Genomic DNA, 24,796 nt, shown 5'->3' on the forward strand with positions numbered 1-24,796 from the left:
GTATTTGCCCATAGGTCCCCCAAGGGTTGGATTTTTTGTCCAACTTCTTGGGGGCAGTCCAGGTTTCCTGACAAGGGCTGCAATCTGTGAGGTCCCTGCATGGAGCTCCTACACGGCCCCGTGGTATTCAACCTTGTCCTGGAACCTGTGGGAGCGGGTTCACCCGCGAAGAGGCCGGTGCAGGTTCACTGTGACATCCCTTCAATCACTTGCTTCAATGAAGCCGGCAACATAGGCCCATGCCCCAGCCCTTCGAACCGCTCGAAGCGCACCTGCAACCCTGGCACCCTGGCCAGTTCCGCCACCAGCTCGCGGGCTGGCCGCTCCACATCCCCGCGCACCGGCATGCGCGGGTTCGCCGGCTCCTCGCTGCCGCGCATCAGCAACAACCGAGGCTGGCTGTTGCCCAAGCGCTGCTCCAGCCCCTGCGCCTCCCGCACGATCGCCCCGTCATGCCACCACAGCGAAGGGCTGGCCGCCGCGTAGTCACTGAACGCCTCTGGCCGGGTGAACAGCGCATGCAGCACAGCCAACCCACCATAGGAATGCCCCCACAACGTCTGGCGCCGCAGGTCGATCGGCGCCACGCCGGCCACCATCGGCCGCATGCGCTCGGTCAGCAGATCCAGGAACGCATCCACACCGCCACTGGCGGCGCCGGTCAGCGGGTCACGCTGTTCGGCCTGGCCGGGCAGTGCCGGGGTGTAGTCATAGGTACGTCCGGCCCGTTCGATCCGCTGTTCGGTCTGGTAACCCACGGCCACCAGCAACGGCGCCTGGCCTGCGGCAAGTTTGCCCAGTTGCTGGCTATCCAATGCACCCAGCGCAGCATTGCCATCGAGCATCCATAACACCGGGTACCCCGCCGCCGGCGCCGGGCGGTTCGGCGTGCCGACCCACAAGCGGTAATGACGCTGGCCATCGGCCGAGTCCAGGTCGAGCTGGTTGAAGCGGTAGGCCAGGTCCTGGCGCTGCAGCAGTGAGGTGTCCATCTTCTGCTCGCGCTCCGGTTGCGCCAGGGCGACAGGGGCGGTGAGGGCCAGCGTCAAAGCCAGGTACAGCGGCATCTTGCTCATCAGGCAATCTCGTCAGGGTTTCAGAATGACGCGGTCAGGTTGGTGTAAAAAGTACGGTCTGGTTCGCTGTCGGTGGCGGCGCCGCTTGCGCAGGCATGCACGGCGAGGCCTTGATGAGAAACTATTGCAATTACGAATCATCCCACTGCCGGGACCGTCACGGCAATGGCTGGTCGCCGGTATTTCGTCGCAGGTGGTTATACCTGCGTGGCATGGAACAACGCTCGCGTTCCTGGGTGGCTCCAGCAGCGTGCCGGAATTGGTCCTAAAAAGTTCTGCACCCCCGGAAGACACTGCGTAGGCAGCCAGATTCGCTCCCCATATCCAAGGAACGATACCCGGCCGCTTCTCTACTGCCTTTCAACCTAAAACAATAACGAATGGGGTGAGCAGCATGTCCGTACCTCAACAAAACCGCCCGGAGCACTCCAACGGCGGTCTGCAATCTGGACTCAAGCAACGTCACATGGCCATGATCGCCTTGGGTGGTGTCATCGGTGCCGGCCTGTTCGTCGGTAGTGGTGTGGTCATCCAGTCTGCGGGCCCCGCAGCCCTGCTTTCCTTTCTGGTCACAGGTGTACTGGTCATATTGATCATGCGCATGCTCGGAGAAATGGCCTGCGCCATACCCGCCGTCGGATCTTTCTACGAATATGCGCGCATGGCATGGGCCGATCATCCGCAAACGAGCCAGCTGGCGGGGTTTCTCACTGGCTGGATGTATTGGTATTTCTGGGTGATCGTCGTCGCGGTGGAGGCCGTGGCCGGCGCCTCGCTGATTCAGTTCTGGCTGCCGGATGTCCCGGCCTGGGCCATCAGCCTGACGCTGATGATCATCCTGACCCTCACCAACCTGGCCTCGGTCGCTTCCTTCGGCGAGTTCGAGTTCTGGTTTTCCTCGATCAAGGTCGCAGCGATCCTGGTGTTCCTGCTTCTGGGCGGGCTGTATTTGCTGGGCATGTGGCCGACCGAAACCCAGCACGGGCTGAGTTCGATGCTGGATCACGGCGGCTTCATGCCCAACGGCATCGGCCCGGTGTTGACGGGGGCGGTGGCTGCGACCGGGTTCTATTTCGGTGCGGAGATCGTCACCGTGGCCGCCGCCGAATCCTCCGACCCCGTGCGCTCTGTCGCGCGGGCGACCAACTCGGTGATCACCCGCGTTCTGTTCTTCTATGTCGGCTCGATCCTCCTGGTGGTCACCCTCGTCCCGTGGAACTCCCCTGCCATGCTCACGCCGTACTCCAGCGCCCTGGCAGCCATGGGTTTCGACTGGGTCGCGCATGTGATGAACGCGATCGTGCTGACTGCCGTACTGTCCTGCCTCAACTCGGGCATCTATGCGTCTTCGCGCATGCTGTTCGCACTGACCAAGCGTGGCGATGCACCGCGCAGCCTGGCCAAGTTGTCCGCACGCGGCGTACCGCGCCGAGCGATCTTCTTCGGCACGATATTCGGCTACCTGTCGGTGATCATGTCGTATGTTTCGCCGGACACTATCTTCGCCTTCCTGGTCAACTCCTACGGCACCGTGGCGATCTTCGTCTATGTGCTGATCGCCCTGTCCCAGCTGCGTTTGCGTGCGAAGCTGGAACGTGAAGCGCCAGAGAGGCTAAAGGTACGGATGTGGTGCTACCCCTACCTGACCTATGTCGCCATCCTTGGGATGCTCGGTATTGTCGCCGGCATGGCCTTCATACCCGAGCAGCGCATGCCGTTGGCGCTGGGCGTGGTCAGCCTTGCGATTCTGGTGTTGGCGTTCATCACGCGCAGTATCTGGCGGCGTCTCAAAGGCCTGCCCACCGTCATACCGGTGAGCAGCTAATCGTTGCCATACGCTTAGTACGATGTCTTGGTGGCCTATGCGGTCAATTCGAACAAGCGAATTGACCGCACAGGCCACCAAGTGTTTTTCAGCCGAGGCACTTCAGCCAAGCTCGCCAGGCACTCAATGCCGACAAGCCCACAGGTTCGGCGCTGAGTTCAGGAAATGTGCGATCTCTGTGGGAGCGGGCTTGCCCGCGAAGGGCTGCAAAGCAGCCCCAGTAAAGGCTGTATCATCGGGGGTCAGTTGCGGCCGTTGAGCAGGCGCAGGATCTCGTCGAATACGGCATTGTCCAAGCAGCGCGACAAATCCAGCTCCAGGCTCTGGCGATAATAGGCGCTCAGGTCCAGGCCGACGCCGAGCGCATACAACTCGATGCGGCCCGCTTGCTCGATCTGTCGGGTTACTTGCTTGAGGTGTAGGTCGAGGATGTCTTGCTGGTTGGTCTGCTGGGTGGCGCTGTCCATTGGGCAACCGTCGCAGATGACGATCAGGATGCGCCGGCGTGCATCGCGCTGCAGAAGCCGCTGGCTCGCCCAAAGGAGCGCCTCGCCATCGATGCCTTCGCGAAAAAGGTCGGCCTTGAGCAGCGCGGCGATGTTGGGCCGGGCGCGGCGCCAGGGTGTTTCTGCATCCTTGTAGACCAGATGGCTAAGTTCGTTGAGCCTTCCCGGGTTGGCAGGTTGGCCCAGACCGCGCCAACGCTTCAAAAGACGCCCGCCATTCCATTGGCCGGTGGTGAAGCCGAGTATTTCACTGCGAGCACCGGCCAGTTCCAGGGCACGGCTGAAGGCGTCAGCCAGCAGGGCGATGCTTTCGATGTGGTTGCGCATGGAACCGGAGTTGTCGATCAGCAGGCTGACCAGGCAATCACTGTGCGGGCGTTCGCGCTCATGGCGAAAGATCTCGCGTTGCTCAGGGCTGATGATCAGTCGGCTGAGGCGGCCGGCATCGATCTGCCCGTCACTCTGGGCGAACGCCCAGCCATCTCGGCGAGGCACTGCCAGCAGGGCACTCAGGCGCTTGGCCAGGCGTGGTACGTTCAGGCCCTGGCCCGCCAGGCGACGGTCCAGGCGCTGGCGCAATTCACGCAACGTTTCGGGCCGCACCAGGCTGGCGGCGTTATGTTCGCAATCGTAGTCGCGGCTGAATACCTGGTAAGTGAAAGCGTTATTGCCGCCTCGTGGATTACCTGGGGCGGCACCGCCATCACTGATATCGCCCTCACCATCCTGATCTACATCCAGCAGCAGGGCGAAGGCCAGGCGAGCCTTCTTGTCGGCTTCAGCGACGTCGTTCTGGTCGTCATCGAATCGTTCGCTATCCAGGTGCTCGATCAGCTCTTGCACCTTGGCGGCGATCAGCAAGGCATGCTCGGTGAACGCGGCCTGATCGTGGCGACAGCGGCGCAGCAGGCCGAAGGCCGCGCCAAAATGGCCGAGCAGGCTCAGGCGTGGTGCTTCGATGAGCATCTGTGTCTGCTCCCCGGCGTGGCCGCCACACAGCAGGATCCAGCTCATCTGCGCCAAGGTGAAAAGCAGCAGGCCGATGTGCCCCTCGGTGTGCCCTGCGTCGAGAAACTGCTGACTCCATTGTTCGAAGCGCCGCACCAGATTGCGCTGTACGCCCGGATGGCTGTCGGCCACCAACGATTCGACGCGCAGTTGCTCCAGCAGTTCGAACACCAAGCGCTCGATAGGTTGGGCTGGGAGAACCTGGTGGACCAGCGCTTGGTCGCTGTACTTCAAGCGCAGTGCCAGGCTATCGGCCACCCCGCGCCAGGCGTGGCTCTCGTCGTGTTCGGGGTCGGGGTGCAGGTGCGGCGCACGCACCGGAAAGTGCCGTTCACGCACTTCCAGCAGGCCACCGCGGTAGCGTACACGCTGTTCACCGGATAGTGCGCGCAGTGTCGCCGCGCAGAGCTCCTCGAGTTGTTGTTGGCGTTTCTCGCGACGTGGCGGTGGGGGCATGGGGGCCTCTCATAGAACAACACTGCGCGACAGCGCAGCCCAAAGGACTGGGCAATCTCCTGTGAGGGGTCAGGCCAGTGCCAGCAGAGGGAACGCCGATTCGGCCAGCTCGTGGTCGAAACAACGTTGGTAGTATTCGGCGACGATTGGCCGCTCGGTTTCGTCGCATTTGTTGAGGAACGTCAGGCGGAAGGCCAGCGCCGGGTCGCTGAAGATCTCCATGTTTTCCGCCCAGGAAATGACACTGCGCGGCGACATCAGGGTCGACAGGTCGCCTGCGGCGAAGCCTTGGCGGGTCAGGTCGGCCACCGCAACCATCTGCTCGAGCAATCGCTCGCCCTGCTGGGCAACCAATTGCGGCACTCGCGCGGCGACGATCGCGACCTCTTCGGCCTGGGGCAGGTAGTTCAGGGTGGCGACGATGTTCCATCGATCCAGTTGCGCCTGGTTGAGTACTTGTGTGCCGTTGTAAAGCCCGTTCAGGTTGCCCAGTCCCACAGTGTTGGCGGTGGCGAACAAGCGGAACGAAGGGTGCGGATGGATCACCTGGTTCTGGTCGAGCAGGTTGAGCTTGCCGTCGCGTTCGAGGATGCGCTGGATGACGAACATGACGTCCGGACGGCCTGCGTCGTATTCGTCGAAGATCAGCGCCATAGGGCGGCGCAGTGCCCAGGGCAAGATGCCTTCCTGGAATTCGGTGACCTGTTTACCTTCACGCAGCACGATGCCGTCTTTGCCGATCAGGTCCAGGCGGCTGATATGGCCGTCCAGGTTGACGCGCGTGCAAGGCCAGTTGAGCCGCGCGGCGATTTGTTCGATATGTGTGGATTTGCCGCTACCATGCAAGCCCTGCAGCATCACCCGGCGATTACGCGTGAAGCCGGCGAGAATCGCCAGTGTGACTTCCGGGTTGAAACGATAGGCCGCATCGCTCTCCGGCACCAGCTCGTTTGGCGTGAGAAGCACCGGTACGCGCATGCTGGAGTCGATGCCGAACAACTCCCGGACAGGGACCAGACGGCTTGCAGGTTCGATGTTCAGGTCGGTCATGGGTATCGTCTCGGGCCGCAGGGAAGTCTTGATTCTAGGGGCGGGGCCGAGGCTGGGGAGGGGCCAGTTGCGGACACCCGATGCGGCCAGTGGCGCCTGGTGCCACGTTCGAGCGGAAACTGGCTCTATGGGTTGAAGGTGAGGGCGACCAAGGATGGTCGCGCTGGTAAAACGCCTGGCGGTTGCCGCCGAACAATGTTGAGAGGTCAATCAGATGTCCGCCGATACCCTGACGATCAAGCTGGACCCGGAGCTCCTCGCGCTCTTTCGCCGCTACGAGAAACATACGCAGGTCACGCCGGCGTATTACATCGACGAGTTGCTGGCCAAGACCCGGCCGACCCTGCAGGCTGTGGTCGAGGCGTTGGACGAAGCTGCGGGCGACCCCGAGGCGTTGGCTCGGTTGTTTGGCAGCAAGATGGCTAGCCTGATGCAGCCGACCGATAAGGCCACGACCTGAGATCCGCCCATCATCTACAAGAACATGCCGCTCAACGGCGAGGAGGCATCTCCGCTCAGCCGGCGCGGCATGCGCCCTGCCAGGTAGGCTTCGCGGCCGGCCTCGACCGCTTTGCGCATCGCCGAGGCCATGCGGATCGGTTCGCGGGCGCGGGCAATCGCGGTGTTCATCAGCACGCCGTCGCAGCCTAGCTCCATGGCGATGGCCGCATCGGAAGCGGTGCCGACACCCGCATCGACGATCACCGGGACCTTGGCGTTTTCCACGATCAAGCGGATGTTGTAAGGGTTGCGGATGCCCAGCCCGGAGCCGATCGGCGCGCCCAAGGGCATCACCGCCGCGCAGCCAAGCGCCTCCAGGCGTCGGGCCACCAGCGGATCGTCACTGGTGTAGGCCATCACCTTGAAACCCAGATCGACCAGCTGCCGAGCGGCAACCAGGGTTTCACCAATGTCTGGGTAGAGGGTCTGGCTGTCACCCAGCACTTCGAGTTTGACCAGGTCATGGCCATCCAGCAGCTCGCGTGCCAGCAGGCAGGTGCGCACGGCATCCTTGGCCGTGTAGCAGCCTGCGGTATTGGGCAGCAAGGTGTAGCGCTGTGGGCTGATCACCTCGAGCAGGTTGGGCTGCTGGGCATCTTGCCCGAGGTTGCTGCGGCGCACCGCGAAGGTGACGATCTGCGCATGGCTGGCCTCGGCTGCCGCGCCCGTCTCGGTCAGGTCGGCATAATGCCCGGTGCCGACCAACAGGCGTGAGGCATAGGCGTGGCCGGCAATGATGAGCGGGTCGCAGGTTGTGTTCGCGATTGTCATGAAGGCTCCTGTGAGAGGGGGCGGGGGGCGATCAGCCACCGCCGATGGCATGCACGATTTCCACGCGGTCGCCCTGCTGCAGGCACAGCCCGGCGTACTCGCTGCGCGGCACTATGTCGAGGTTGTGTTCAATGGCGACGCGCCGCCCTTGCAACTGCAGATGGGCGAGCAACTGCGCCAGGTCGATACCGGCCGGCAACAGCTGGGCCTCCCCGTTGATCGTGACTTCAATCATTCAGGTTCTCCTGTCGATGACGGCGATCGTGCCCGCAGGGTGAGGGCACCGGGGTTGTACTTGAAGGGCCAGTCACGGCTGTGACGTGAGTCCAGTGTGGCGATTGCACGGCTGGCATCATCCATGGCCAATAACTGGTTCTAACTGCGCGCGCTGCTTGTTCTTAGTTTCATCTCCAGGGGTGGATCGGGTAGTGCTGCATTGCGATGCCGAGTACTGCTCCTTCATGTATCGGCGCCTGGCGTTCGTCTCCTGCCCGGTGACCAATAACAACAATGCACCAGTCGAGAGGTAAGCATGAAAGCAACTGCGCACGAGTACGATGCAGCCCAGGCGTTGGCCAGCGACCGCGCTCACGTCTGGCATCACCTGTCCCAGCACAAGCCGCTGGAGCAGAGCGATCCGCTGATGATCGTCGAAGGTAAGGGTATGCGGGTCTGGGATGCCAAGGGCAACGAATACCTGGATGCGGTGTCTGGTGGCGTATGGACCGTCAACGTTGGCTACGGCCGCGAGAGTATCGCTGACGCGGTGCGCGACCAGCTGGTGAAGGTGAACTTTTTCGCCAACTCCGCAGGCAACATTCCAGCGGCTTTGTTCGCCCAGAAACTGATCGAGAAAATGCCAGGCCTGAGCCGGGTGTACTACTCCAACTCCGGTTCCGAGGCCAACGAAAAGGCCTACAAGATCGTGCGGCAGATTGCGCACAAGAAGTACGGTGGCAAGAAACACAAGATCCTGTTCCGCGAGCGTGACTATCACGGCACTACCATCACCGCGCTGAGTTCGACCGGCCAGTTCGAGCGCAAGAACCAGTACGGTCCCTTCACCCCCGGGTTCGTCGAGTTTCCGCATTGCTGCCAATACCGCTCGCAGTTCGGTGACATACCCGACTATGGCGTGCGCGCTGCCTTGCAGATGGAGCGTGTGATCCTCGCGGAGGGGCCCGATACCGTGGGGGCGGTGGTGCTTGAGCCGATTACCGCAGGTGGGGGCGTCATCACGCCGCCGGAGGGGTACTGGGAGACCATTCAGGCGATCTGCAAGAAGTACGACATCCTCCTGCACATCGACGAAGTGGTTTGCGGCCTGGGTCGTACCGGTAAGTGGTTTGGCTACCAGCATTACGGCATCAAGCCGGACATCGTCACCATGGCCAAGGGGGTGGCCAGCGGTTATGCGGCGATCTCCTGCACCGTGACCACCGAGGAGGTATTCGAAGCGTTCAAGGGGGAGGCAGATGACCGCATGGGTTACTTCCGCGACATCAGCACCTTCGGCGGCTGCACCGCTGGCCCGGCGGCAGCCCTGGAGAACATGCGAATCATCGAGGACGAGGGTTTGCTGGAGAACGTCACCCACATGGGCGAGTACTTCATGGGCCGCCTGCGCGAGTTGCAGGACAAGTATCCCGTCATTGGCGATGTACGCGGCAAAGGCTTGTTCTGCGGCATGGAACTGGTCAAGGACCGCAAGACCAAGGACCCGGTGCCGGAGAGCGTGCCGATTGCCATCGTCGCTGACTGCATGCGCCAAGGCGTGATGATCGGCCGTACCAACCGAAGCTTCGAGCAGTTCAACAACACGCTGTGCTTCAGCCCGGCGTTGATCGCCACGCGAACGGAGCTGGATGAGATTATCGCCGCCCTGGATGGCGCCCTTGGCCGCGTTGCAATCTGATCGATAGGTTTTACCAGTTGACCGGTCCTTCGGCTTTGTCGAGAGGCCGGTCCTTTGTGTCTCTGCGACGTTAATATGTCGAGCGCTGGATAGTCTTGCCGAGGTGTTGTTGCTAGTCTGCGTGAGGATCGCCGCGCTGGTACTGGGCTGGCGAGCGCATTCTTGAGCGACTGGCCGAGTGCTGTGCGGTACCAGCGCTTATCGTTCGTTCAGTCGAGGCCGCCATGTTCCAGCTGTTCCATTTGTCTGCCGATAAATCCACCAATCTGCAACAGCAGCTGCGCGAGCAAATCGCCCAAGTGATACTCAACGGCAATATACCGCCCGACAGCCCGTTACCTTCCAGTCGCAAGCTGGCCAAGCAACTCAACATCGCGCGCAACACCGTGGTCTTGGCCTACGAGCACCTGCTCGACGATGGCTACTTGATCGCGCGTGAGCGCAGCGGCTACTACGTCAATCCCGATATCCTGGCTCACAAGGTCGAAGCACCGCGTGCGGACCAGGACGAGGTCGCCGCCACCACGCTGGACTGGTCGCAACGGCTGGTGATGCAGCCCTCGCAGCAACGCAACATGAGAAAACCACGGGATTGGCAAAGTTACAGATACCCCTTCATCTACGGGCAATTCGACCCAGCCCTGTTTCCGACCGCCAACTGGCGTGGATGCTGCCGCGACGCGGTCAGTATCCCGGCGATCCGTGACTGGGCTTCGGACCGTTTCGATAACGACGACCCCTTGTTGATGGAGCAGATCAGGACGCGCCTGTTGCCGCGTCGTGGCGTCTGGGCTTCGCCTGAACAGATCCTGGTCACGGTGGGTGCACAGCATGCGTTGTACATGCTGGCGCGCCTGTTGTTACGCCCCGACAGTCTGATGGGTATCGAAGAGCCGGGCTACGTCGACATCCGTAACATCGCCATGCTCAACCCCTCGCGCGTTCAACCGCTGGCGGTGGACAACCAGGGGCTGATACTGAGCGACAAACTCAATGACTGCGACCTTATCTACACCACGCCCAGCCATCAGTGCCCGAGCACCGTGACCATGCCCCTGGAGCGCCGCTACGAACTGCTACGGCGTGCCAACGAGCACGATTTTCTGATCATCGAGGACGACTACGAAAGCGAGACCAACTTCAAGGGCAACCCGATCCCGGCGCTCAAGAGCCTGGACAAGAATGATCGAGTGCTTTACGTCGGTAGCCTGTCAAAAACGCTGGCGCCCGGCTTGCGGGTTGGCTACCTGGTCGGTCCCGAAGCCTTGATCCGCGAGGCGCGGGCGTTGCGTCGACTGATGGTGCGTCATCCGGCAGCGAACAATCAGCGTTCGGTAGCGCTGTTCCTCGAACGCGGTTATCACGATGCGTTGATCCTGAGCCTGATGCGCGCCTACGAGGAGCGTCATCAGCAGATGGGCGATGCCCTGCGTGAGTACCTGCCGGAGTCTTCCAGGGAGCCGAGCTTCGGCGGTTCCTGCTATTGGGTGAAGGGGCCGGACGGCCTGGATGCGCGACGTTTGCAGGAGGAGGCCGCCAACCACGGCATCCTGATCGAGCCCGGCGATATTCATTTCTTCGGTGAGCACCCGCCGCTCAACTACTTCCGTCTGGGCTACTCGTCCATTCCGGCCGAGCGTATCCGCCCGGGGATCAAGTTGCTCGCCGAACTTATCGAGCGGCTTTGCTAATTACTTTCATGGAATTGCACATAACTAATTGATTTAGCAGGGGCTCTGTGGGAGCGGGCGCGCCCGCGAACACCGGCGCAGCCGGTGCCAGCCACCCCCTCGGGCATGCAGTGTCGAGTACGCATTTCGGCGCTGCCTGCTGGCTTAACAGGTAGTCCCCAACTGGTTCTATCGGCCACTTCCTCCGCCCTCCTACTCTAGCCCCAGGGCAACCGGTCCTCGCTTCCAAGTGACCGAGGGACGGCTCGCTCGACTTGCCCCAAGACTCCATCAAAACAACAACAGGAGAGTTCGGCATGCGTAAAGGCGCCGCACCGAGCAAGCACCACAAGTCCCCGCACCGCCTCCCTGTACCTGTCCTGATGCGTATCCCCCTGTGCCTATGCTGCTGAAAGGCTGAGCCCGAGTAGTTGGCGGCATACCTTAAGTAACGAGAGGAGTATCGATATGCCACGCATGACCCCCAGCGAAGCAATGGTTGAAACACTGGTTGCCAATGGCGTGACCGACATCTTTGGCATCATGGGTTCGGCTTTCATGGATGCGATGGATATCTTCGCTCCGGCGGGTATCCGTTTTATCCCGGTGGTCCACGAGCAGGGCGCAGGCCACATGGCCGATGGTTACGCACGGGTCAGCGGCCGTCACGGCGTGTGCATCGCGCAGAACGGCCCAGGCATCACCAACTTCGTCACCGCCATCGCCGCTGCCTACTGGGCACACAGCCCGGTGGTGGTGATCACGCCGGAAACCGGCTCGATGAGCCAAGGCCTTGGCGGTTTCCAGGAAGCCCAGCAACTGCCGTTCTTCGAGACCATCACCAAGTACCAGGCCCATGTGCCTAACCCGGCGCGGATGGCCGAACTGACCGGCCGTTGCTTCGATCGGGCGATGCAGGAAAACGGTCCGACCCAGCTGAACATTCCGCGTGACTTCTTCTATGGCGATATCAACGTCGAGATTCCTGCACCGATTCGCATCGAGCGCAGCGCCGGTGGCGAGCAAAGCCTGACCGAAGCCGCCCAGATCCTGGCGGCAGCGAAGAACCCGGTGATCATCTCTGGCGGGGGCGTGGTCATGGGCGACGCCGTCGAGGCCTGTAAAGCGCTGGCTGAATACCTCGGCGCCCCGGTGGTCAACAGCTACCTGCACAACGACTCCTTCCCGGCCAGCCACCCGCTGTGGTGTGGCCCGTTGGGTTACCAAGGCTCCAAGGCGGCCATGAAACTCCTGTCGCGTGCCGACGTGGTCCTGGCCCTGGGTACCCGCCTGGGCCCATTCGGTACCCTGCCGCAACACGGCCTCGACTACTGGCCGAAGCAGGCGAAAGTCATCCAGGTCGACTGCGACTCGAAGATGCTCGGCCTGGTGAAGAAGATCACCGTCGGTATCTGCGGTGATGCCAAGGCCGCTGCGTTCAACCTGCTCGGCCGCCTGGAGAACCTCGATGTGCAGTGCCTGGCAAGCAAAGGTGCACGTGCCGAAGAAATCGCCAAGGAAAAAGCCGACTGGGAAACCGAGCTGGACGCCTGGATCCACGAGAAGGACGAATACTCTCTGGAGATGATCGAGGAGCAAAGCGGCGAGCCTGGCAATTACCTGCACCCGCGCCAGGTCTTGCGTGAACTGGAGAAAGCCATGCCTGCCGATGCCATGGTCTCCACCGACATCGGCAACATCAACTCGGTCTCCAACAGCTACCTGCGTTTCGAGAAACCACGCTCGTTCTTCGCTGCCATGAGCTTCGGCAACTGCGGCTACGCGCTGCCGACCATCATCGGTGCCAAGGTCGCGGCGCCACACCGTACGGCCATCTCCTATGCCGGTGACGGCGCCTGGGGTATGTCGATGATGGAAATCATGACCTGCGTGCGCGAAAACATCCCGGTCACCTCGATCGTCTTCCATAACCGTCAGTGGGGCGCGGAGAAGAAGAACCAGGTGGACTTCTACAACCGCCGCTTCGTTGCCGGTGACCTGGAGAACCAGAGCTTCGCCGGCATTGCCCGCTCGATGGGGGCCGAAGGTGTCACCGTCGATCGCCTGGAGGACATTGGCCCGGCGCTCATGGCGGCTTGCGAGGCGCAGAAGGCAGGCAAGACCACGGTGATCGAGATCATGTGCACCCGCGAACTGGGCGACCCGTTCCGCCGCGATGCGCTTTCCAAGCCAGTGCGCTTCCTCGAGAAGTACAGGGACTACGTCTGAGGCACTTGGCGTCAATGGCCTGTGTGGCGGGCTTGGCCAGCCGCACAGGCATCGGGAATACGGCAATGGCGTCTTTGGGCGCTGTTGCAGCTTCGATCATGAACACAGGAGTCCAAGCATGTTGAGCACCCTTGCACCGGAGTGTCCGGCGTTTTGGCTCGATCGGGCCAAGGCCTTGCCGCGTGTGGTCACAGCGGTGGTCAACCCGGTCAATCCGCTGAGCTTGAGCAGTGCCAAGCGGGCTTGTGACGAAGGGCTTATCGAGCCTGTGCTGGTCGGTGACCAGCTGAAGATCCGCAGCCTGGCTGAAGAGCTCGACTGGGACCTGCAAGACCTGCGCGTGCTGCATGCCAGTGATGAGCAACAGTGCGCCGAAGTCGCCTGCATGCAGGCTGGAGGCGGTAGCGCAGAGGCGATCATGAAAGGGCACCTGCACACCGATACCTTGTTGCGTGCGGTGCTCAAGCGCGAAGTCGGGCTGCGCACTGCCAGCCGTCTTAGCCATGTGTTTCACATGACACTGCCGGGGAGCGACAAGGCCTTGTCTATTACCGATGCGGTGATCAACGTGCAGCCTACGATCATCGACAAGATTCATATCGCCCGCAACGCCATCGAGATGATGCATGCCTTGGGCTATGAGAAGCCGCGCATGGCGGTGCTGTCGGGTACCGAGGAAGTGACGCGCAGCATGCCCTCGAGTCAGGATGCCGCCGAACTGGCCAAGCTGGCGGTGCTCGGTATCCTGGGGGAGGCCTGCATCGAAGGCCCACTGGCCTTCGACAACGCGGTGTCGCTGGAAGCGGCGCGCATCAAGGGCATTGGCGGCGAAGTAGCAGGCAATGCCGATATCCTGCTGGTGCCCAACCTGGAAGCGGGTAATTTCCTGTTCAAGCAGATGGTTTATTTCATGGGCGCCACGGCTGCCGGTCTGGTGCTGGGCGCGCGGGTGCCGATCATGCTCACCTCGCGTGCCGACCCGGTGGAGGCGCGGTTGGCATCCTGCGCGCTGGCGTCCATCGTCATCGACCATAATCGGCGAGCGCGCAGGCGTGTTGCGTAAAAACCAAGCAATCTCGAAACAAGGAAAACCACGATGGCTGTGCAACGTTATGGCTTTATTTTCAAGGCGCCTGGCATGCAGTTCCTCACTCACAATGGCAGCCTGGAATCGGATACCTTCAACGCGACCGTGTGCGGCGTAGCCAGCGTCGCGGAGGCGCAGATCGTGGCGCAGGAACTGTTGACCCGGCATGTGCAATTGATCGAGCTGTGCGGGGCCTTCACCGAGACCGAAGTCGAGCAGGTTCGCACCGCCATTGGCGACCGGGTTCCAGTGGCTGCCGTGCAGTACAGCCCTGAGACTCGCCAACGCTTGCAGCAATTGTGCGACTGAGCGAAGGGCTGCAAGCCAGCTCCCACAGGGACCGCGCAAAGCTTGAGGTCTGCACTGTTCCTGTGGGAGCCCGGCTTGCCGGCGATGGGCCGCGCAGCGGCCCCAAATGGCTTAACTGACTGGCATTAGCCTTTGGGCCTGTCTTCAGAGGGCGCAGCATGCGTGAGCCATTTCAGCCTGCCTGGCGGACAACACCCGCCGCCCCCACCAGTCACTCCCTTCGACCAGTTGGCGGATCAGCGCCTGTTGCTGCGCATTACCGGCAAACTGCTGCGGACGCGGTAAGGGGGGAAGCGTGCAGAACAGGGCCTGGTAGTGTTCTGCATTTTGCGCAGGATCCCCGGGGCAGGGTAGGAACGGCAAGTGTGGGCACAGATAGAACAACACCTGCTGGGTTGCCGCTTGCAGGCGTTCGCTGGCGAACAACGCGCCGTTGCAGGCTTCGAGCAGCTCTGAGGCCAACGACAAGCCTTCGCTGCCGCCGCTTGCGATGACTTGTCCCCAGCGTGGAGCCAACGCCTGGCGAATGAAACCGTCCAGGCGGGCCGCCAGTTCATCCTCGCCAAAGCCATGAAAGTCCAGGCCGAAACAGGCCTTCAGAATGCGCAGATAGGTCTTGTCGACTAGGGTGCGGCCGGCGTTCTGCCAGCCTAGGCCGCTGGCTTTGACCAGGTTGCCATGGAACTGCAAGAGCAGGGCGTTCTCGCTGCTACGCGTGTCCATGCCAGAGGCGAATGCCGGGTGTGGCCGTGACCAAGCCTGCCGCAGGTGTTCTGCGAGCTGGACGAGGTGCAGGCGATCCTGGGTCATAAGGGTTCTCCGCAAAGCAGGTATTTAGCGCTCATGACTATAGGCGGGAACATCAAGGTGTATTAGCACCAGCCAGCGATTGTGCCCTGGGCCACCACACCGCTGTCGCCTGGCCCCTAACAGCGCCTTGACGTGGTTCTAATGGAGGCGCGGCGCTTTCTCTAGCATCCCAGTGCAGTGATTCCCTAACCACAGACTGGAGCTGAGAACATGACAATAAAACAGCACCACACCATTCCTCCCGTGCCTGGCCGGGCGCTCGACACGACCAAGTCATCGTCCTCCTGGTTGATACGTCGCCAGCAGAAGCTCAAGCTATTGCTGCCGGGCATCATCGCCGCGATGGTCGTTGCCGCCAGTGCTTCTTTTCTTTCCGAGCATTACGGCGCACCGGTGATGTTGATGGCCTTGTTGCTGGGCATGGCACTGGGCTTTCTCTCCGAGGAGGGGCGTGCAGTCGCCGGCATTCGCTTCACCTCCAGCACCCTCCTGCGGTGCGGCGTGGCGCTGCTGGGCATGCGCATCACCGTCGAGCAGATTCTCTCGCTGGGGGGAACGCTGATGGCGGTGGTGATCGGTGCGGTAATCCTGACCGTCAGCTTTGGCATCGTCCTGTCTCGGCTACTCGGCCAGTCACGGGATTTCGGCATTCTCAGCGGCGGCAGCGTGGGTATTTGTGGCGCGTCCGCGGCGCTGGCCATTTCCGCGGTGCTGCCCCAAGACAAGGACAGCGAGCGCAATATCATTTTCACGGTGATCAGCGTGACGGCGTTGAGCACCATCGCGATGATCGCCTATCCGCCGATCGCCCAATGGATCGGCCTGGATGCCCGGCAAGCGGGGATATTCCTTGGCGCGACCATTCACGATGTGGCGCAGGTGGTCGGTGCTGGCTACAGCATGTCGAATGAAACTGGCGATACCGCGACCGTGGTCAAGCTGTTGCGTGTGGCCATGCTGGTGCCGATAGTCTTCAGCCTGTCGTTGCTGCTGCGCAAGCGTAAGGAGAATGGGCCGCGCGCGGCACTGCCATTGCCCTTGTTCATCATCTTCTTCGTGTTGTTCGTTGCCATCAACAGCAGCGGCATGGCGCCGCTACAGGTGCAGGAGCTGGTCGGCGATGTGTCGCGCTGGTGTCTGGTCACCGCTATCGCCGCCCTGGGCATGAAAACCTCGCTGAAGGCGCTGCTGGAGGTGGGGTGGCGCCCAGCGACCCTATTGGTCAGCGAGACGGTGTTTCTCGCGGCATTGATTCTGATCGCGGTGAAATGCCTGGGATAAGCCAGCGCCATGGGGTGAGTCGTCTCGCTCCCGCCCGATCGATAGACGGCTGCCGACACGTGGCATGTACGGCGGCTGTCTGGTTCAACCCGTAATCGAGGTGGTATGAGCGTACAAGTGCATCTGATCTTTCTGTGTTGCGTGGCGTTGGCCTCCCTCGCCCAGAGCCTTACCGGCTTTGCCTTCGGCTTGATCCTGATGGGCTTGATCGCATCCCTGCACATGGTGCCGCTGAGTGAGGTGGCTGTGGTGATCAGTATCCTCACCCTAGGTAACGCCATAGGGACCTTGGGCGGGCCGAAACCGCAGTTGGATCGCGCGGTGCTGATGCCGGTGTTGCTCAGCAGCCTGCTGGGGGTCAGCCTCGGCGTGTGGGGGCTTGATGCGTTGAGCGGCAGCTTGATCATCTGGCTTCGCCTTCTGCTTGGTATTCTGATAGTCGCCGCCAGCCTCATGCTCGTGGTGCAAAACAAAGCGAAAGCGCAGCTCTCCCGGCAGCCGTCATTCTGGCTGGCCGGTGGCCTTTGCGGCCTGCTCAACGGTTTGTTCTCCAGCGGCGGGCCGCCGATCGCGTATCACCTGTATCGTCAGCCTTTGGGCTACGAGATCATCCGCAACACCCTGATCACGGTGTTTTCCGCCAATGCGGCGGCGCGCCTTGGCCTGGTCGTCGCACAAGGGCAGATGCAACTGTCCACCTTGTTGTTGAGTGCCGAAGCATTGCCGTTGGTGTTGCTGGTCAGCTGGCTGGTCCGTCGTTATCCGCCGAAGTTGTCACTGCGTACGATACGTTGGCTGGTGTTCGCGCTGATGATACTTGCCGGCGTGAGCTTGATCTTGGATTCAGTGCCAGGGCTTTTGGCTGCAACCTCGGCATGACCTGTAGGCGCTACGGGCCTTGCTCGAGTTGGCACTGATTCAGGTGCAGATGCGCAATGAGCCTTGGATTTTGCACTGAGGCTTGAGTGATGCGTTGCCATGGCCTGACAGGTTCGGTACGTTGCAACAACTGCAACTGCCTTTGAAAACTGTGGTAACCCTGTGGGGGTTACCCGCGAAAGGGCCTTCACGGGCATTCCATGCAAAGACGCTCGTTCAACGGCTTATAAACACCTGCCTGCCATTCTGCCGAACTTGCAGCCCGTAGGTCTGCGCCAGCATGGCCAAGGCCAGTGGCAGGTCATCGACAGGGAACGTGCCAGACACCCGCAGCTCGTCCAGGACGGGGTCGCACTCCAGATGCTGGTCGGCATAGCGCATCAACTCTTGTGTCCACTGGCGCAGCGGCATGTCGTCGGCCACCAGCAAGCCGCGCTGCCACGCCAGGGTGGTTTCCCGCACCGGCTCGATATTGCCCAGGCGCTCGCGGTTGAAGCGTACTTGTTGCCCGGCACGGATGATGTTCTCGCCCGACGCCACGCTGGCACGTTCGGGGCGTACCTGCACGGCGCCTTCGTACACGGCGAGCAGGGTTTCATCGGCCAGTTGGCGCACGCTGAACCGCGTGCCGAGGGCGAGCAGTTGGCCCTGCTGGGTCTGTGCCGTGAGCGGGCGTGGATCGGTAGCGGTAACGATGTACACCTCGCCACGGTGCAGGTGCAGCAAGCGTTGGGCGCTATCGAAAAGCACGTCCATGGCACTATCGCTATTGAGGGTGATCTGCGTGCCATCGGCGAGCCGTGCGTGCTGGCGCTCGCCCACGGACGTCTGGTAGTCGCTGGCGAAACCTGCGCGCCATGCCTGCGAGCGCCATGCCCACCAACTGACTGGTGCGGCACCGATCAGCAGCAGCAAGCCGTGCAATACCGCGCGCCTGCCTGTCGGCCGATCCAGGGTCTGCTTTGCCAGCGTTGGGGGGAGGCTGCCCAAACGTTTGAGCAGGCGCTGCGCCCTTTTCCACGCCCGCTCGTGCTCAGCACTGGCAAGCCGCCAGCGCTGCAGTTCGAGCTGTTGGGCCGGCAGCAGCGGCCCTTCCTGCATCAGCATCAGCCATGAGGCCGCCTGGGCAAGCACTTGCTGGGGGATGGCATCGTCAAGCGAGGTTGTGCCCGGTTCGCGATTATTCATCGGGCATCTGCGTCAGGCAGGCCAGGTAGGCCTCGTGGATGTACTTCTTGACCGTCGGCAGTGCGATGTTCAGGGCCACGGCGATGTCCTTCTGCTTCATGCCGTCCAGTGTCGCCATCAGGAATGCCTGCCTCACGCGCGGGCGCAGCATATCGAGCATCGCGTCGATCTCGTGCAGGGTCTCGAGGATCACATATTGCAGTTCAGGTGAAGGATGCTCGGGCTCTGGCAGCAACAGCAGCGCTTCGAGCCAGGCCTGCTCCAGCGACTGCCTACGCCGCCAGCTGACCAGCACGCAGTTGGCGATACGGGTCAGATAGGCGCGCGGCTGACGGATCGGTTCGGCCCGTGTGCTCTCTCGACTGGTAAGCACACGCAGGAAAATATCCTGCGCTAGATCGTCGGCTACCCCGCGTCCCCATGACCTCAGCCGGTAGGCGAGCCAGTTGCGCAGCCAGGCGTGATTCTCTATGTACAACGTCTCGACGCTGCATGGCTCGGGAATGTTCGGCGGGGAGAAGGGCGCATTCATCGTCGGTTGAATCGGTACAAGACTGTCGCAAATGAAAACCATTATCACTAGAATTGCACAGATCACAAGGCCGAATCGGTAAATTCAGCCGGTGTCCGTACCCACATATCCTTTTTTCGATCTCGTGCGACAGAGGAGGTAACAGCCCGCAGCCAGTGGTGGGCGCAAACCCTACGAGCGAGAAAAGCATGCTCCCAGTACGTTGTCCTTCACCTGCTTCGCGCCCTCGATCTTGCCTGTCGCCAATCACCTTCGCCCTGCGCTGCACGATGATCAGCTGCTGCGGCACCGGTCTGCTGCACAACGGCATTGCCCTGGCCCAGGACAGCGGCACGGCCGCGGTCGCGGCTACCCGCCTGGACGATGCCACACTGCGTTACTACAACATTGCCCAAGGCCCGCTGAGCGCAGCCCTCGGCAGTTTTACCAGCCAGTCTGGGCTACTGCTGTCCTACGATCCTGACTTGACCCGTGGGCGTACGGCACCAGCCTTGAAGGGGCGCTATACGGTCAGCGAGGGCATGCAGCGGTTGCTGGCCAACACCGGGCTGCAGCTGGTGCCGAGTTCGACAGGGAGCTACGTGCTGACGGTGCAGCGCTCTGCGACGAATGCTGCGGCAGAGTTATCGCCGACGATGGTCGAGGCCGCCGCCCAGGGGCCACAAGAGGAAACCTACAGAGCGCCACGCTCTTCGGTGCACCTGACCGGCGAACAGATCGACCGCTTCGGCCGGGTTTCCGTGGGTGACCTGCTTAACGGCATACCCGGTGTGCAGGTCGGTGACACCCGCAATGGCGGCGCCCTGGACGTCAACATCCGCGGTATCCAGGGGCAGAGCCGGGTAGCGGTCAAGGTCGATGGTTCGGAGCAGGCCCTGGATGTCTACCGTGGCTATGGCGGCACCCAGCAACGCAGCTACATCGACCCCGACCTGATCAGCAGCCTGACCGTGAACAAAGGGCCGTCGACCAGGTCTGGGGCGATTGGCGGCACGGTGGAGATGCAGACGATCGGCGTGCAGGACATTCTGGTCGACGGCAACCAGGTTGGCGTGCGCCTCAAGGGCGACTTCTGGGACAACGGCGTAGCCCCTGTTCACCGCAGCGCCAGTTCCAAGGATGAAGACCTGAGCACGCCGCCACGCGACAACCGTGGCAGCCTGTTCGGCTCCGAGGCCGAATCCGGCAGTGCTGCCTTTGCCTTCACCAGCGAGCGGCTGGACGTGGTGGCGGCATATGCGCACCGCAATCAAGGCAACTACTTCTCTGGCAAGAAAGGCCAGGACCGCTACCGCATTCATGACGAATACGGCAGCGAAGAGCCCAGCGTGGCGATGACTTACAACGCCGGCGAGGAAGTACTCAATTCCTCATCGAAAACCGACTCGTACCTGCTCAAGGCGACCTGGCGGATAGCTGACGATCACACCCTGGACTTGGGCTACCGCCGCTACGACGGGCGCAGCGCCGAGATCATGCCTTCTGACATCTACCGCTTCGGCACCGCTGGCATCTACCAATACCCCTTGGGCGAAGTGAAGATCGATACCTACACCGCGCGCTACCACTACCTGCCTGCGGGCAACCCATGGGTCGACCTGACCAGCAACCTGTGGATGACCGACGCCAAGACCAGCTCCTTGAGTTCGGCCTGGACGGCGCCGGTTTCGCAGTTGTTTCGTTCTGATCGCAGCTGGACACGCCAGGACAACCGCCGTATTGGTGGCGACCTGAACAACGTCTCCAGGTTCGAGACCGCCCATGGCGACTTCAAGCTGGACCTGGGCGGCTCGTTCCAGCTTGAAGACCTGCAACCGCAGAAAAGTGTGCTCATCACCCAGCACGACATCGATGCCAACCGTACCCTGCGCGATGCTTCCAGGCAGGAGTTCAGCTTCAACGGCAAGCTTGAGTACCAGCCAATAGAGCAACTGACCCTGTGGGGCGGTGGCCGTTACAGCCACTTCCGCACCAAGGACCATACCGTGCTGTCGACTGCCCGGCGCGAAGATCGCGAAGTGCGCTATATCTCAGCGAGTGGCCCCAAGGGCTGGGGCAGCATGACCTGGTTCCCCGACCAGAACGGCCAGTACACCGACGCCACCGACCCCCGGCTGAACAACGGCATTGTCTTCGGCAACAGCAACGAGCCATTCAACGGCGTGCGCTTCAACGACTTCGGTGCGACCAGCGTCGAGGTCCACCCCGAAGGCATCAGCAGGGTGGTCACAGGCTACGACCATACCCCGCAGGGCAGCAGCAGCGGCGGCGGCTTCTCGCCGGCGTTCGGCATCAATGTCGAGCTGATCCCCGACACGTTCTTCTATGTCAGCTATACCCAAGGCCTGCGCCTGCCATCTCTGTTCGAGACCAGCCAGGGTACTCAGCAAGTTACCCCGGGCAAAAGCCTCAAGCCCGAACGCTCGCAAAGCTGGGAGGTTGGTGTCAGCGCCTTGCGCGACAACCTGTTTACCGAGCACGACTCGGCCGCGATCAAACTTGCCTACTTCGACAACAAGATCAACAACTACATCACCCGCTACTACGACCCAAGCCCCGGGCTATGGGGCCTGATGACCTTCAGCAATACCGACAGCTTCAGCACCCGCGGCCTCGAGCTGCAATCACACTACGACGCCGGCCGCGTGTTCGCCGACCTGTCGGCCACCTACTACCTCAAGACCGAGACCTGCGACGCGGACTTTGCCGGCAAACTGCGCGCCACCGCCAACCCGTACCAGAAAACCCAGGACACGCCCAATTGCACACCCGGCAGCTTCATGGGCTCGTATACCAACACCCAGAACCCACCGCGGTTTTCAGCCAACCTGACCACCGGCCTGCGCTTTTTCGACGAGGCGTTGACGCTGGGCGGGCGCGTGACCTACACCTCCGGGCCGACCAATACCCTCGACAAACCCTGGCAGACCGGCGCTACCACGCCGCAGATCGAGTACCGCTCGGTGGCGTTGTTCGATCTGTTCCTCAAGTACAAGTTGCTTGAGAACACCGAGGTGAATGCCTCGCTGCAGAACCTGACCGATCGCTACTATCTGGACCCGCTGGCGCAAAGCTTCATGCCGGCACCGGGGCGTACGCTGCGGATGGGGGTAGTGACGCGGTTCTAATGCTTTTTGGGTTATTTCAGGGCATCCTCATGGGGTCCTGAATTTTCCTACAAAAACAAGGAGCCCCAGATGTTCGGCCTGTGGCTAATGCCAGTCAGTTAAGCGACTGGCATCAGGCTTATGGCTGGCTTTTGAGAAGTTGACCTGCTCGCTTTAGATATCAGGGCTATAACGCAACGTCAGCATCAAGTTGCGCGGGTCGCCAAAGCTGTTGGCGCCCCAGCTGTTGCTGATGTTCTGGTAGTAATGTTTGTCGAAGGCGTTGTTCAGGTTGGCCTGCACCTGCCATTGCGCCGACGGCCTATAAGCCACCATGAAGTCGCTGACACTGTAGCCGCCCTGCTTTACCCCAAAGCTTGTGTAGGCACTGCTCTGAGTGCGCCAGCCACCACCCACTGTCCAACGCTCCAGTTCCCCCGGCAGGCGATAGGTGGTGAACACTTTGAACAGGTTATACGGCGTATCACTGTCGAACCGCTCGCCCTTCTCTACCGAGTTGGTGGACTTGGTGTATTCCGCACCCGCGTAGGTATAGCCGGCCGACATCTGCCAGCCCGGCGCCAGCTCGCCGCCCAGCTCCAGTTCCACGCCACGGGTGCGCACCTCGCCGCTGGCCTCATAGCAGGCGCTGACGCCGGGTGAACACAGCGCGGATGGCAACGACTTGGCGAGATTCTCCTGCACCAGCTGGAACACTGCCGCGCTGGCATTGAGTGCACCGCCGAAGTATTCGCCTTTGATGCCGGCTTCATAGTTGGTGCCGGTGACTGGGTCCAGCAAGCTGCCGCTGGCGCTTTGTGCTGCCTGGGGTTTGAAGATGCGCGTCCAACTGGCGTAGACCGAATAGGTGTCGTTCAAATCGTAGATCACGCCGGCATAGGGGGTGAATTCCCGAGTAGCCTTGTAATCGTCACCGAAGCTGTATTCGCCGGAATGGGTAAGCTGCGCGTACTCGTACCAGTCCAGCCGCGTGCCAAGGATAAGCCGCAGATCGTCGCGCAGGTTGAAGCGCACCGTGGCGTAGGTACTCGATTGCTCCTCGTGCCCGCCACGCGACCAGTTGTTGTCGATGGCCGGTTTGGGATAGGCCTTGGGGTCGAAATGCTGCGGGTCGATGATCACGTCCGAACCAATGCCTGGGCCGCCAGGGCCATCGTCGGTCTCGTCACGCCGCCAGCTGGCGCCGACGACCAGCTCGTGGGTGGCGCCGAAGAGGCTGAAAGGCCCTGAGGCGTAAGTGTCGATGCTCTTCTGGGTATGCTGGTAGGTATAGCGGCCAATGTTCAGATGGTAGGCGTTGTTCTCGTCGGTATAGACGCTGCCGCCGAGCATATCCATGTCACCACGTAGCCAGGTTGTGTTCAGGCGCAGCTTCCAGTCATTGTTGAAGCGGTGTTCCATCTCGGCGAACACACTGCGGTTCTTCTTGTTCCAGTAGGTCCAATCGGGTGCCGTGCGCGCCGAGCGCGGCAAGTCGAAAAAGCTGCCGTCAGGGCGGGTAGGCAGGCCGTTCCAGTCCGCGCCTGGGTTGTCTTCGCGGTTGTACCAGGCGCCAAGCGTAAGAGTGGTGGCAGGGTCTAGGTCATACTCGGTAATGCCATAGAACAACTGCCGCGTGTTGCCATAGGCATCGACGAAACTGTTGCGATCCTGGTAGGCGCCGACAAAGCGGCCGCGCAAGCTGCCGCTGTCGTTCAGCTTGCCACTGGCATCGACCTCCCCGCGATAGTCGTCCCACCGTCCAGCGCTACCGGTCAGGGACAACTGCGGTACCAGGGTCGGGCGCTTGCGCACCAGGTTGAGCGTGCCAGAGGGGTTGCCGGCGCCCACCATCAAGCCCGAAGCGCCACGTACCACTTCCACGTGGTCATACATGGCCAGCGTCGAAGTGCCGAGGGTATCGCTGTCATAGGCCACCGGCAGGCCGTCGATCATGATGTTGTCGATGGCCGCACCACGGGAGTAGAACTCCGGGCGTTCGCCGCCAGTCTTGCGCAAGGTCAGGCCTGGGGTATACGTGGCGATGTCTTCGAGCTTCTGCAGGTTCTGGTCATCCATGCGCTGCCGAGTGACCACGGTGACAGACTGCGGCGTTTCCCGCAGTGACATCGGCAACTTGGTGGCGGTGGATGCGCGGCCCGTCGTGTAGGCGCCGGTACCCTCCGTCATATCGCCCAGCCCCTGGCCGGAAATGGTCGTGCTGCCCAGGGTCACCGTACCCGCCGCGGTTTGCGCCTGGCGCAGCAGCTGGAATTCCTGCTCGCCGGTGCGCACCGCCTCCACGCCACTGCCTGCCAGCATTTGCGCCAACGCCTGTTCCACGCTGGAAGCGTGCACCGCCTGGCTTTGCTTGTGGGCAGTGAGCGCGGCATCGCCACCGATCAACAACCCGGCCTGGCTGGCCAGCAAGTTTAGTTGTCGCGCCAGTGGCCCAGCTGGGATTTCAAATGCCAAACTTTGAGCGGCAGCACGGTGGTTATCAGCCTGCGCGGTGGCAACAGGGCTGCCAAGGGCAAGAAGGATGGCCAGGGCCAGCGGATGACGGCGTGAAGCAGCAGAGTCGCGAAGCTGCATG

Annotated in this window: 19 protein-coding genes; 10 read left to right on the plus strand and 9 right to left on the minus strand. The window is 61.8% G+C overall.

Annotation, left to right across the window (positions count from 1 at the left end; translation table 11 throughout):
- Positions 1–185 precede the first annotated feature (185 nt).
- Entirely contained in the window at positions 186–1,076 is an 891-nt protein-coding gene (locus tag TZ03_RS09370; protein WP_051097227.1) for an alpha/beta hydrolase, read from the minus strand.
- 394 nt (positions 1,077–1,470) lie between these two features.
- On the opposite strand from TZ03_RS09370, the gene TZ03_RS09375 reads away from it, so the two are divergent.
- Positions 1,471–2,901, plus strand: coding sequence for an amino acid permease (locus TZ03_RS09375; RefSeq protein ID WP_201775716.1), 1,431 nt, complete (start codon positions 1,471–1,473; stop codon positions 2,899–2,901).
- Between the two features lie 242 nt (positions 2,902–3,143).
- Here TZ03_RS09375 and TZ03_RS09380 read toward each other — a convergent pair whose 3' ends face one another.
- On the minus strand, positions 3,144–4,871 hold the full coding sequence (locus TZ03_RS09380; protein ID WP_051097231.1) for a cobaltochelatase CobT-related protein: 1,728 nt from the start codon (positions 4,869–4,871) through the stop codon (positions 3,144–3,146).
- Between the two features lie 69 nt (positions 4,872–4,940).
- The gene (locus TZ03_RS09385) at positions 4,941–5,921 is read right to left on the minus strand and encodes an AAA family ATPase (RefSeq protein WP_051097233.1); all 981 of its coding nucleotides are present in this window, start codon (positions 5,919–5,921) and stop codon (positions 4,941–4,943) included.
- Between the two features lie 214 nt (positions 5,922–6,135).
- Between TZ03_RS09385 and TZ03_RS09390 the strand changes: the two genes are divergently transcribed.
- Positions 6,136–6,381: a hypothetical protein gene (locus TZ03_RS09390; RefSeq protein ID WP_051097235.1), complete on the plus strand. Its 246-nt coding sequence runs from the start codon at positions 6,136–6,138 to the stop codon at positions 6,379–6,381.
- A 14-nt stretch (positions 6,382–6,395) separates the two neighbouring features.
- Here the strand turns inward: TZ03_RS09390 and TZ03_RS09395 are convergent, their stop codons facing one another.
- Both TZ03_RS09395 and thiS read right to left on the minus strand, forming a co-directional pair.
- Positions 6,396–7,193 carry a thiazole synthase gene (locus tag TZ03_RS09395; RefSeq protein WP_051097237.1) on the minus strand — a complete coding sequence of 266 codons (798 nt, stop codon included), beginning with the start codon at positions 7,191–7,193 and terminating at the stop codon, positions 6,396–6,398.
- A 31-nt stretch (positions 7,194–7,224) separates the two neighbouring features.
- Positions 7,225–7,425 (minus strand): sulfur carrier protein ThiS, encoded by a 201-nt coding sequence (gene thiS, locus TZ03_RS09400; RefSeq protein WP_051097370.1) that lies wholly within the window; start codon positions 7,423–7,425, stop codon positions 7,225–7,227.
- 300 nt (positions 7,426–7,725) lie between these two features.
- Between thiS and TZ03_RS09405 the strand changes: the two genes are divergently transcribed.
- From TZ03_RS09405 to TZ03_RS09425, 5 genes are all read left to right on the plus strand, one after another.
- A complete protein-coding gene (locus tag TZ03_RS09405) occupies positions 7,726–9,108 on the plus strand; it encodes an aspartate aminotransferase family protein (RefSeq protein ID WP_051097239.1) in 1,383 nt (460 codons plus the stop codon).
- A gap of 224 nt (positions 9,109–9,332) precedes the next feature.
- Complete coding sequence (locus TZ03_RS09410; protein ID WP_051097241.1) at positions 9,333–10,799, plus strand: PLP-dependent aminotransferase family protein; 1,467 nt, start codon at positions 9,333–9,335, stop codon at positions 10,797–10,799.
- 447 nt (positions 10,800–11,246) lie between these two features.
- Positions 11,247–13,007 carry a sulfoacetaldehyde acetyltransferase gene (gene xsc, locus TZ03_RS09415; protein ID WP_051097243.1) on the plus strand — a complete coding sequence of 587 codons (1,761 nt, stop codon included), beginning with the start codon at positions 11,247–11,249 and terminating at the stop codon, positions 13,005–13,007.
- Between the two features lie 118 nt (positions 13,008–13,125).
- Positions 13,126–14,070, plus strand: a complete 945-nt coding sequence (locus TZ03_RS09420; RefSeq protein ID WP_051097245.1) for a bifunctional enoyl-CoA hydratase/phosphate acetyltransferase — start codon at positions 13,126–13,128, stop codon at positions 14,068–14,070.
- Positions 14,071–14,103: 33 nt separating this feature from the next.
- Positions 14,104–14,403 carry a DUF6506 family protein gene (locus TZ03_RS09425; protein ID WP_051097248.1) on the plus strand — a complete coding sequence of 100 codons (300 nt, stop codon included), beginning with the start codon at positions 14,104–14,106 and terminating at the stop codon, positions 14,401–14,403.
- A 144-nt stretch (positions 14,404–14,547) separates the two neighbouring features.
- Here the strand turns inward: TZ03_RS09425 and TZ03_RS09430 are convergent, their stop codons facing one another.
- Positions 14,548–15,213 carry a hypothetical protein gene (locus TZ03_RS09430; RefSeq protein WP_051097249.1) on the minus strand — a complete coding sequence of 222 codons (666 nt, stop codon included), beginning with the start codon at positions 15,211–15,213 and terminating at the stop codon, positions 14,548–14,550.
- A gap of 210 nt (positions 15,214–15,423) precedes the next feature.
- On the opposite strand from TZ03_RS09430, the gene TZ03_RS09435 reads away from it, so the two are divergent.
- Positions 15,424–16,494, plus strand: coding sequence for a YeiH family protein (locus tag TZ03_RS09435; RefSeq protein ID WP_082056591.1), 1,071 nt, complete (start codon positions 15,424–15,426; stop codon positions 16,492–16,494).
- Positions 16,495–16,599: 105 nt separating this feature from the next.
- Positions 16,600–17,373 carry a TSUP family transporter gene (locus TZ03_RS09440; protein WP_051097253.1) on the plus strand — a complete coding sequence of 258 codons (774 nt, stop codon included), beginning with the start codon at positions 16,600–16,602 and terminating at the stop codon, positions 17,371–17,373.
- Between the two features lie 216 nt (positions 17,374–17,589).
- On the opposite strand, the gene TZ03_RS09445 is transcribed toward TZ03_RS09440, so the two are convergent.
- Entirely contained in the window at positions 17,590–18,561 is a 972-nt protein-coding gene (locus TZ03_RS09445) for a FecR domain-containing protein (RefSeq protein WP_051097254.1), read from the minus strand.
- Positions 18,554–19,093 carry a sigma-70 family RNA polymerase sigma factor gene (locus TZ03_RS09450; RefSeq protein WP_051097256.1) on the minus strand — a complete coding sequence of 180 codons (540 nt, stop codon included), beginning with the start codon at positions 19,091–19,093 and terminating at the stop codon, positions 18,554–18,556. Before TZ03_RS09450 ends, TZ03_RS09445 begins: the two co-directional genes overlap by 8 nt.
- 188 nt (positions 19,094–19,281) lie before the next feature.
- On the opposite strand from TZ03_RS09450, the gene TZ03_RS09455 reads away from it, so the two are divergent.
- Complete coding sequence (locus TZ03_RS09455; RefSeq protein WP_321163303.1) at positions 19,282–22,221, plus strand: TonB-dependent receptor; 2,940 nt, start codon at positions 19,282–19,284, stop codon at positions 22,219–22,221.
- A gap of 153 nt (positions 22,222–22,374) precedes the next feature.
- On the opposite strand, the gene TZ03_RS09460 is transcribed toward TZ03_RS09455, so the two are convergent.
- A complete protein-coding gene (locus TZ03_RS09460) occupies positions 22,375–24,795 on the minus strand; it encodes a TonB-dependent siderophore receptor (protein WP_051097260.1) in 2,421 nt (806 codons plus the stop codon).
- Between the last annotated feature and the right edge of the window lies 1 nt (position 24,796).

It is taken from the genome of Pseudomonas sp. 10-1B (genome assembly GCF_000935045.1).
GTDB lineage: Bacteria > Pseudomonadota > Gammaproteobacteria > Pseudomonadales > Pseudomonadaceae > Aquipseudomonas.

Excerpts from the sequence above, each read along its gene's own strand:
- TZ03_RS09435 (WP_082056591.1), top strand. The coding sequence starts at position 15,424 with ATGACAATAAAACAGCACCACACCATTCCTCCCGTGCCTGGCCGGGCG.
- xsc (WP_051097243.1), top strand. The coding sequence starts at position 11,247 with ATGCCACGCATGACCCCCAGCGAAGCAATGGTTGAAACACTGGTTGCC.
- TZ03_RS09405 (WP_051097239.1), top strand. The coding sequence starts at position 7,726 with ATGAAAGCAACTGCGCACGAGTACGATGCAGCCCAGGCGTTGGCCAGC.
- TZ03_RS09455 (WP_321163303.1), top strand. The coding sequence starts at position 19,282 with ATGCTCCCAGTACGTTGTCCTTCACCTGCTTCGCGCCCTCGATCTTGC.
- TZ03_RS09380 (WP_051097231.1), bottom strand. The coding sequence starts at position 4,871 with ATGCCCCCACCGCCACGTCGCGAGAAACGCCAACAACAACTCGAGGAG.
- TZ03_RS09410 (WP_051097241.1), top strand. The coding sequence starts at position 9,333 with ATGTTCCAGCTGTTCCATTTGTCTGCCGATAAATCCACCAATCTGCAA.
- TZ03_RS09430 (WP_051097249.1), bottom strand. The coding sequence starts at position 15,213 with ATGACCCAGGATCGCCTGCACCTCGTCCAGCTCGCAGAACACCTGCGG.
- TZ03_RS09425 (WP_051097248.1), top strand. The coding sequence starts at position 14,104 with ATGGCTGTGCAACGTTATGGCTTTATTTTCAAGGCGCCTGGCATGCAG.
- TZ03_RS09450 (WP_051097256.1), bottom strand. The coding sequence starts at position 19,093 with ATGAATGCGCCCTTCTCCCCGCCGAACATTCCCGAGCCATGCAGCGTC.
- TZ03_RS09375 (WP_201775716.1), top strand. The coding sequence starts at position 1,471 with ATGTCCGTACCTCAACAAAACCGCCCGGAGCACTCCAACGGCGGTCTG.
- TZ03_RS09440 (WP_051097253.1), top strand. The coding sequence starts at position 16,600 with ATGAGCGTACAAGTGCATCTGATCTTTCTGTGTTGCGTGGCGTTGGCC.
- TZ03_RS09390 (WP_051097235.1), top strand. The coding sequence starts at position 6,136 with ATGTCCGCCGATACCCTGACGATCAAGCTGGACCCGGAGCTCCTCGCG.
- TZ03_RS09385 (WP_051097233.1), bottom strand. The coding sequence starts at position 5,921 with ATGACCGACCTGAACATCGAACCTGCAAGCCGTCTGGTCCCTGTCCGG.
- TZ03_RS09420 (WP_051097245.1), top strand. The coding sequence starts at position 13,126 with ATGTTGAGCACCCTTGCACCGGAGTGTCCGGCGTTTTGGCTCGATCGG.
- TZ03_RS09460 (WP_051097260.1), bottom strand. The coding sequence starts at position 24,795 with ATGCAGCTTCGCGACTCTGCTGCTTCACGCCGTCATCCGCTGGCCCTG.
- TZ03_RS09395 (WP_051097237.1), bottom strand. The coding sequence starts at position 7,193 with ATGACAATCGCGAACACAACCTGCGACCCGCTCATCATTGCCGGCCAC.
- TZ03_RS09445 (WP_051097254.1), bottom strand. The coding sequence starts at position 18,561 with ATGAATAATCGCGAACCGGGCACAACCTCGCTTGACGATGCCATCCCC.
- TZ03_RS09370 (WP_051097227.1), bottom strand. The coding sequence starts at position 1,076 with ATGAGCAAGATGCCGCTGTACCTGGCTTTGACGCTGGCCCTCACCGCC.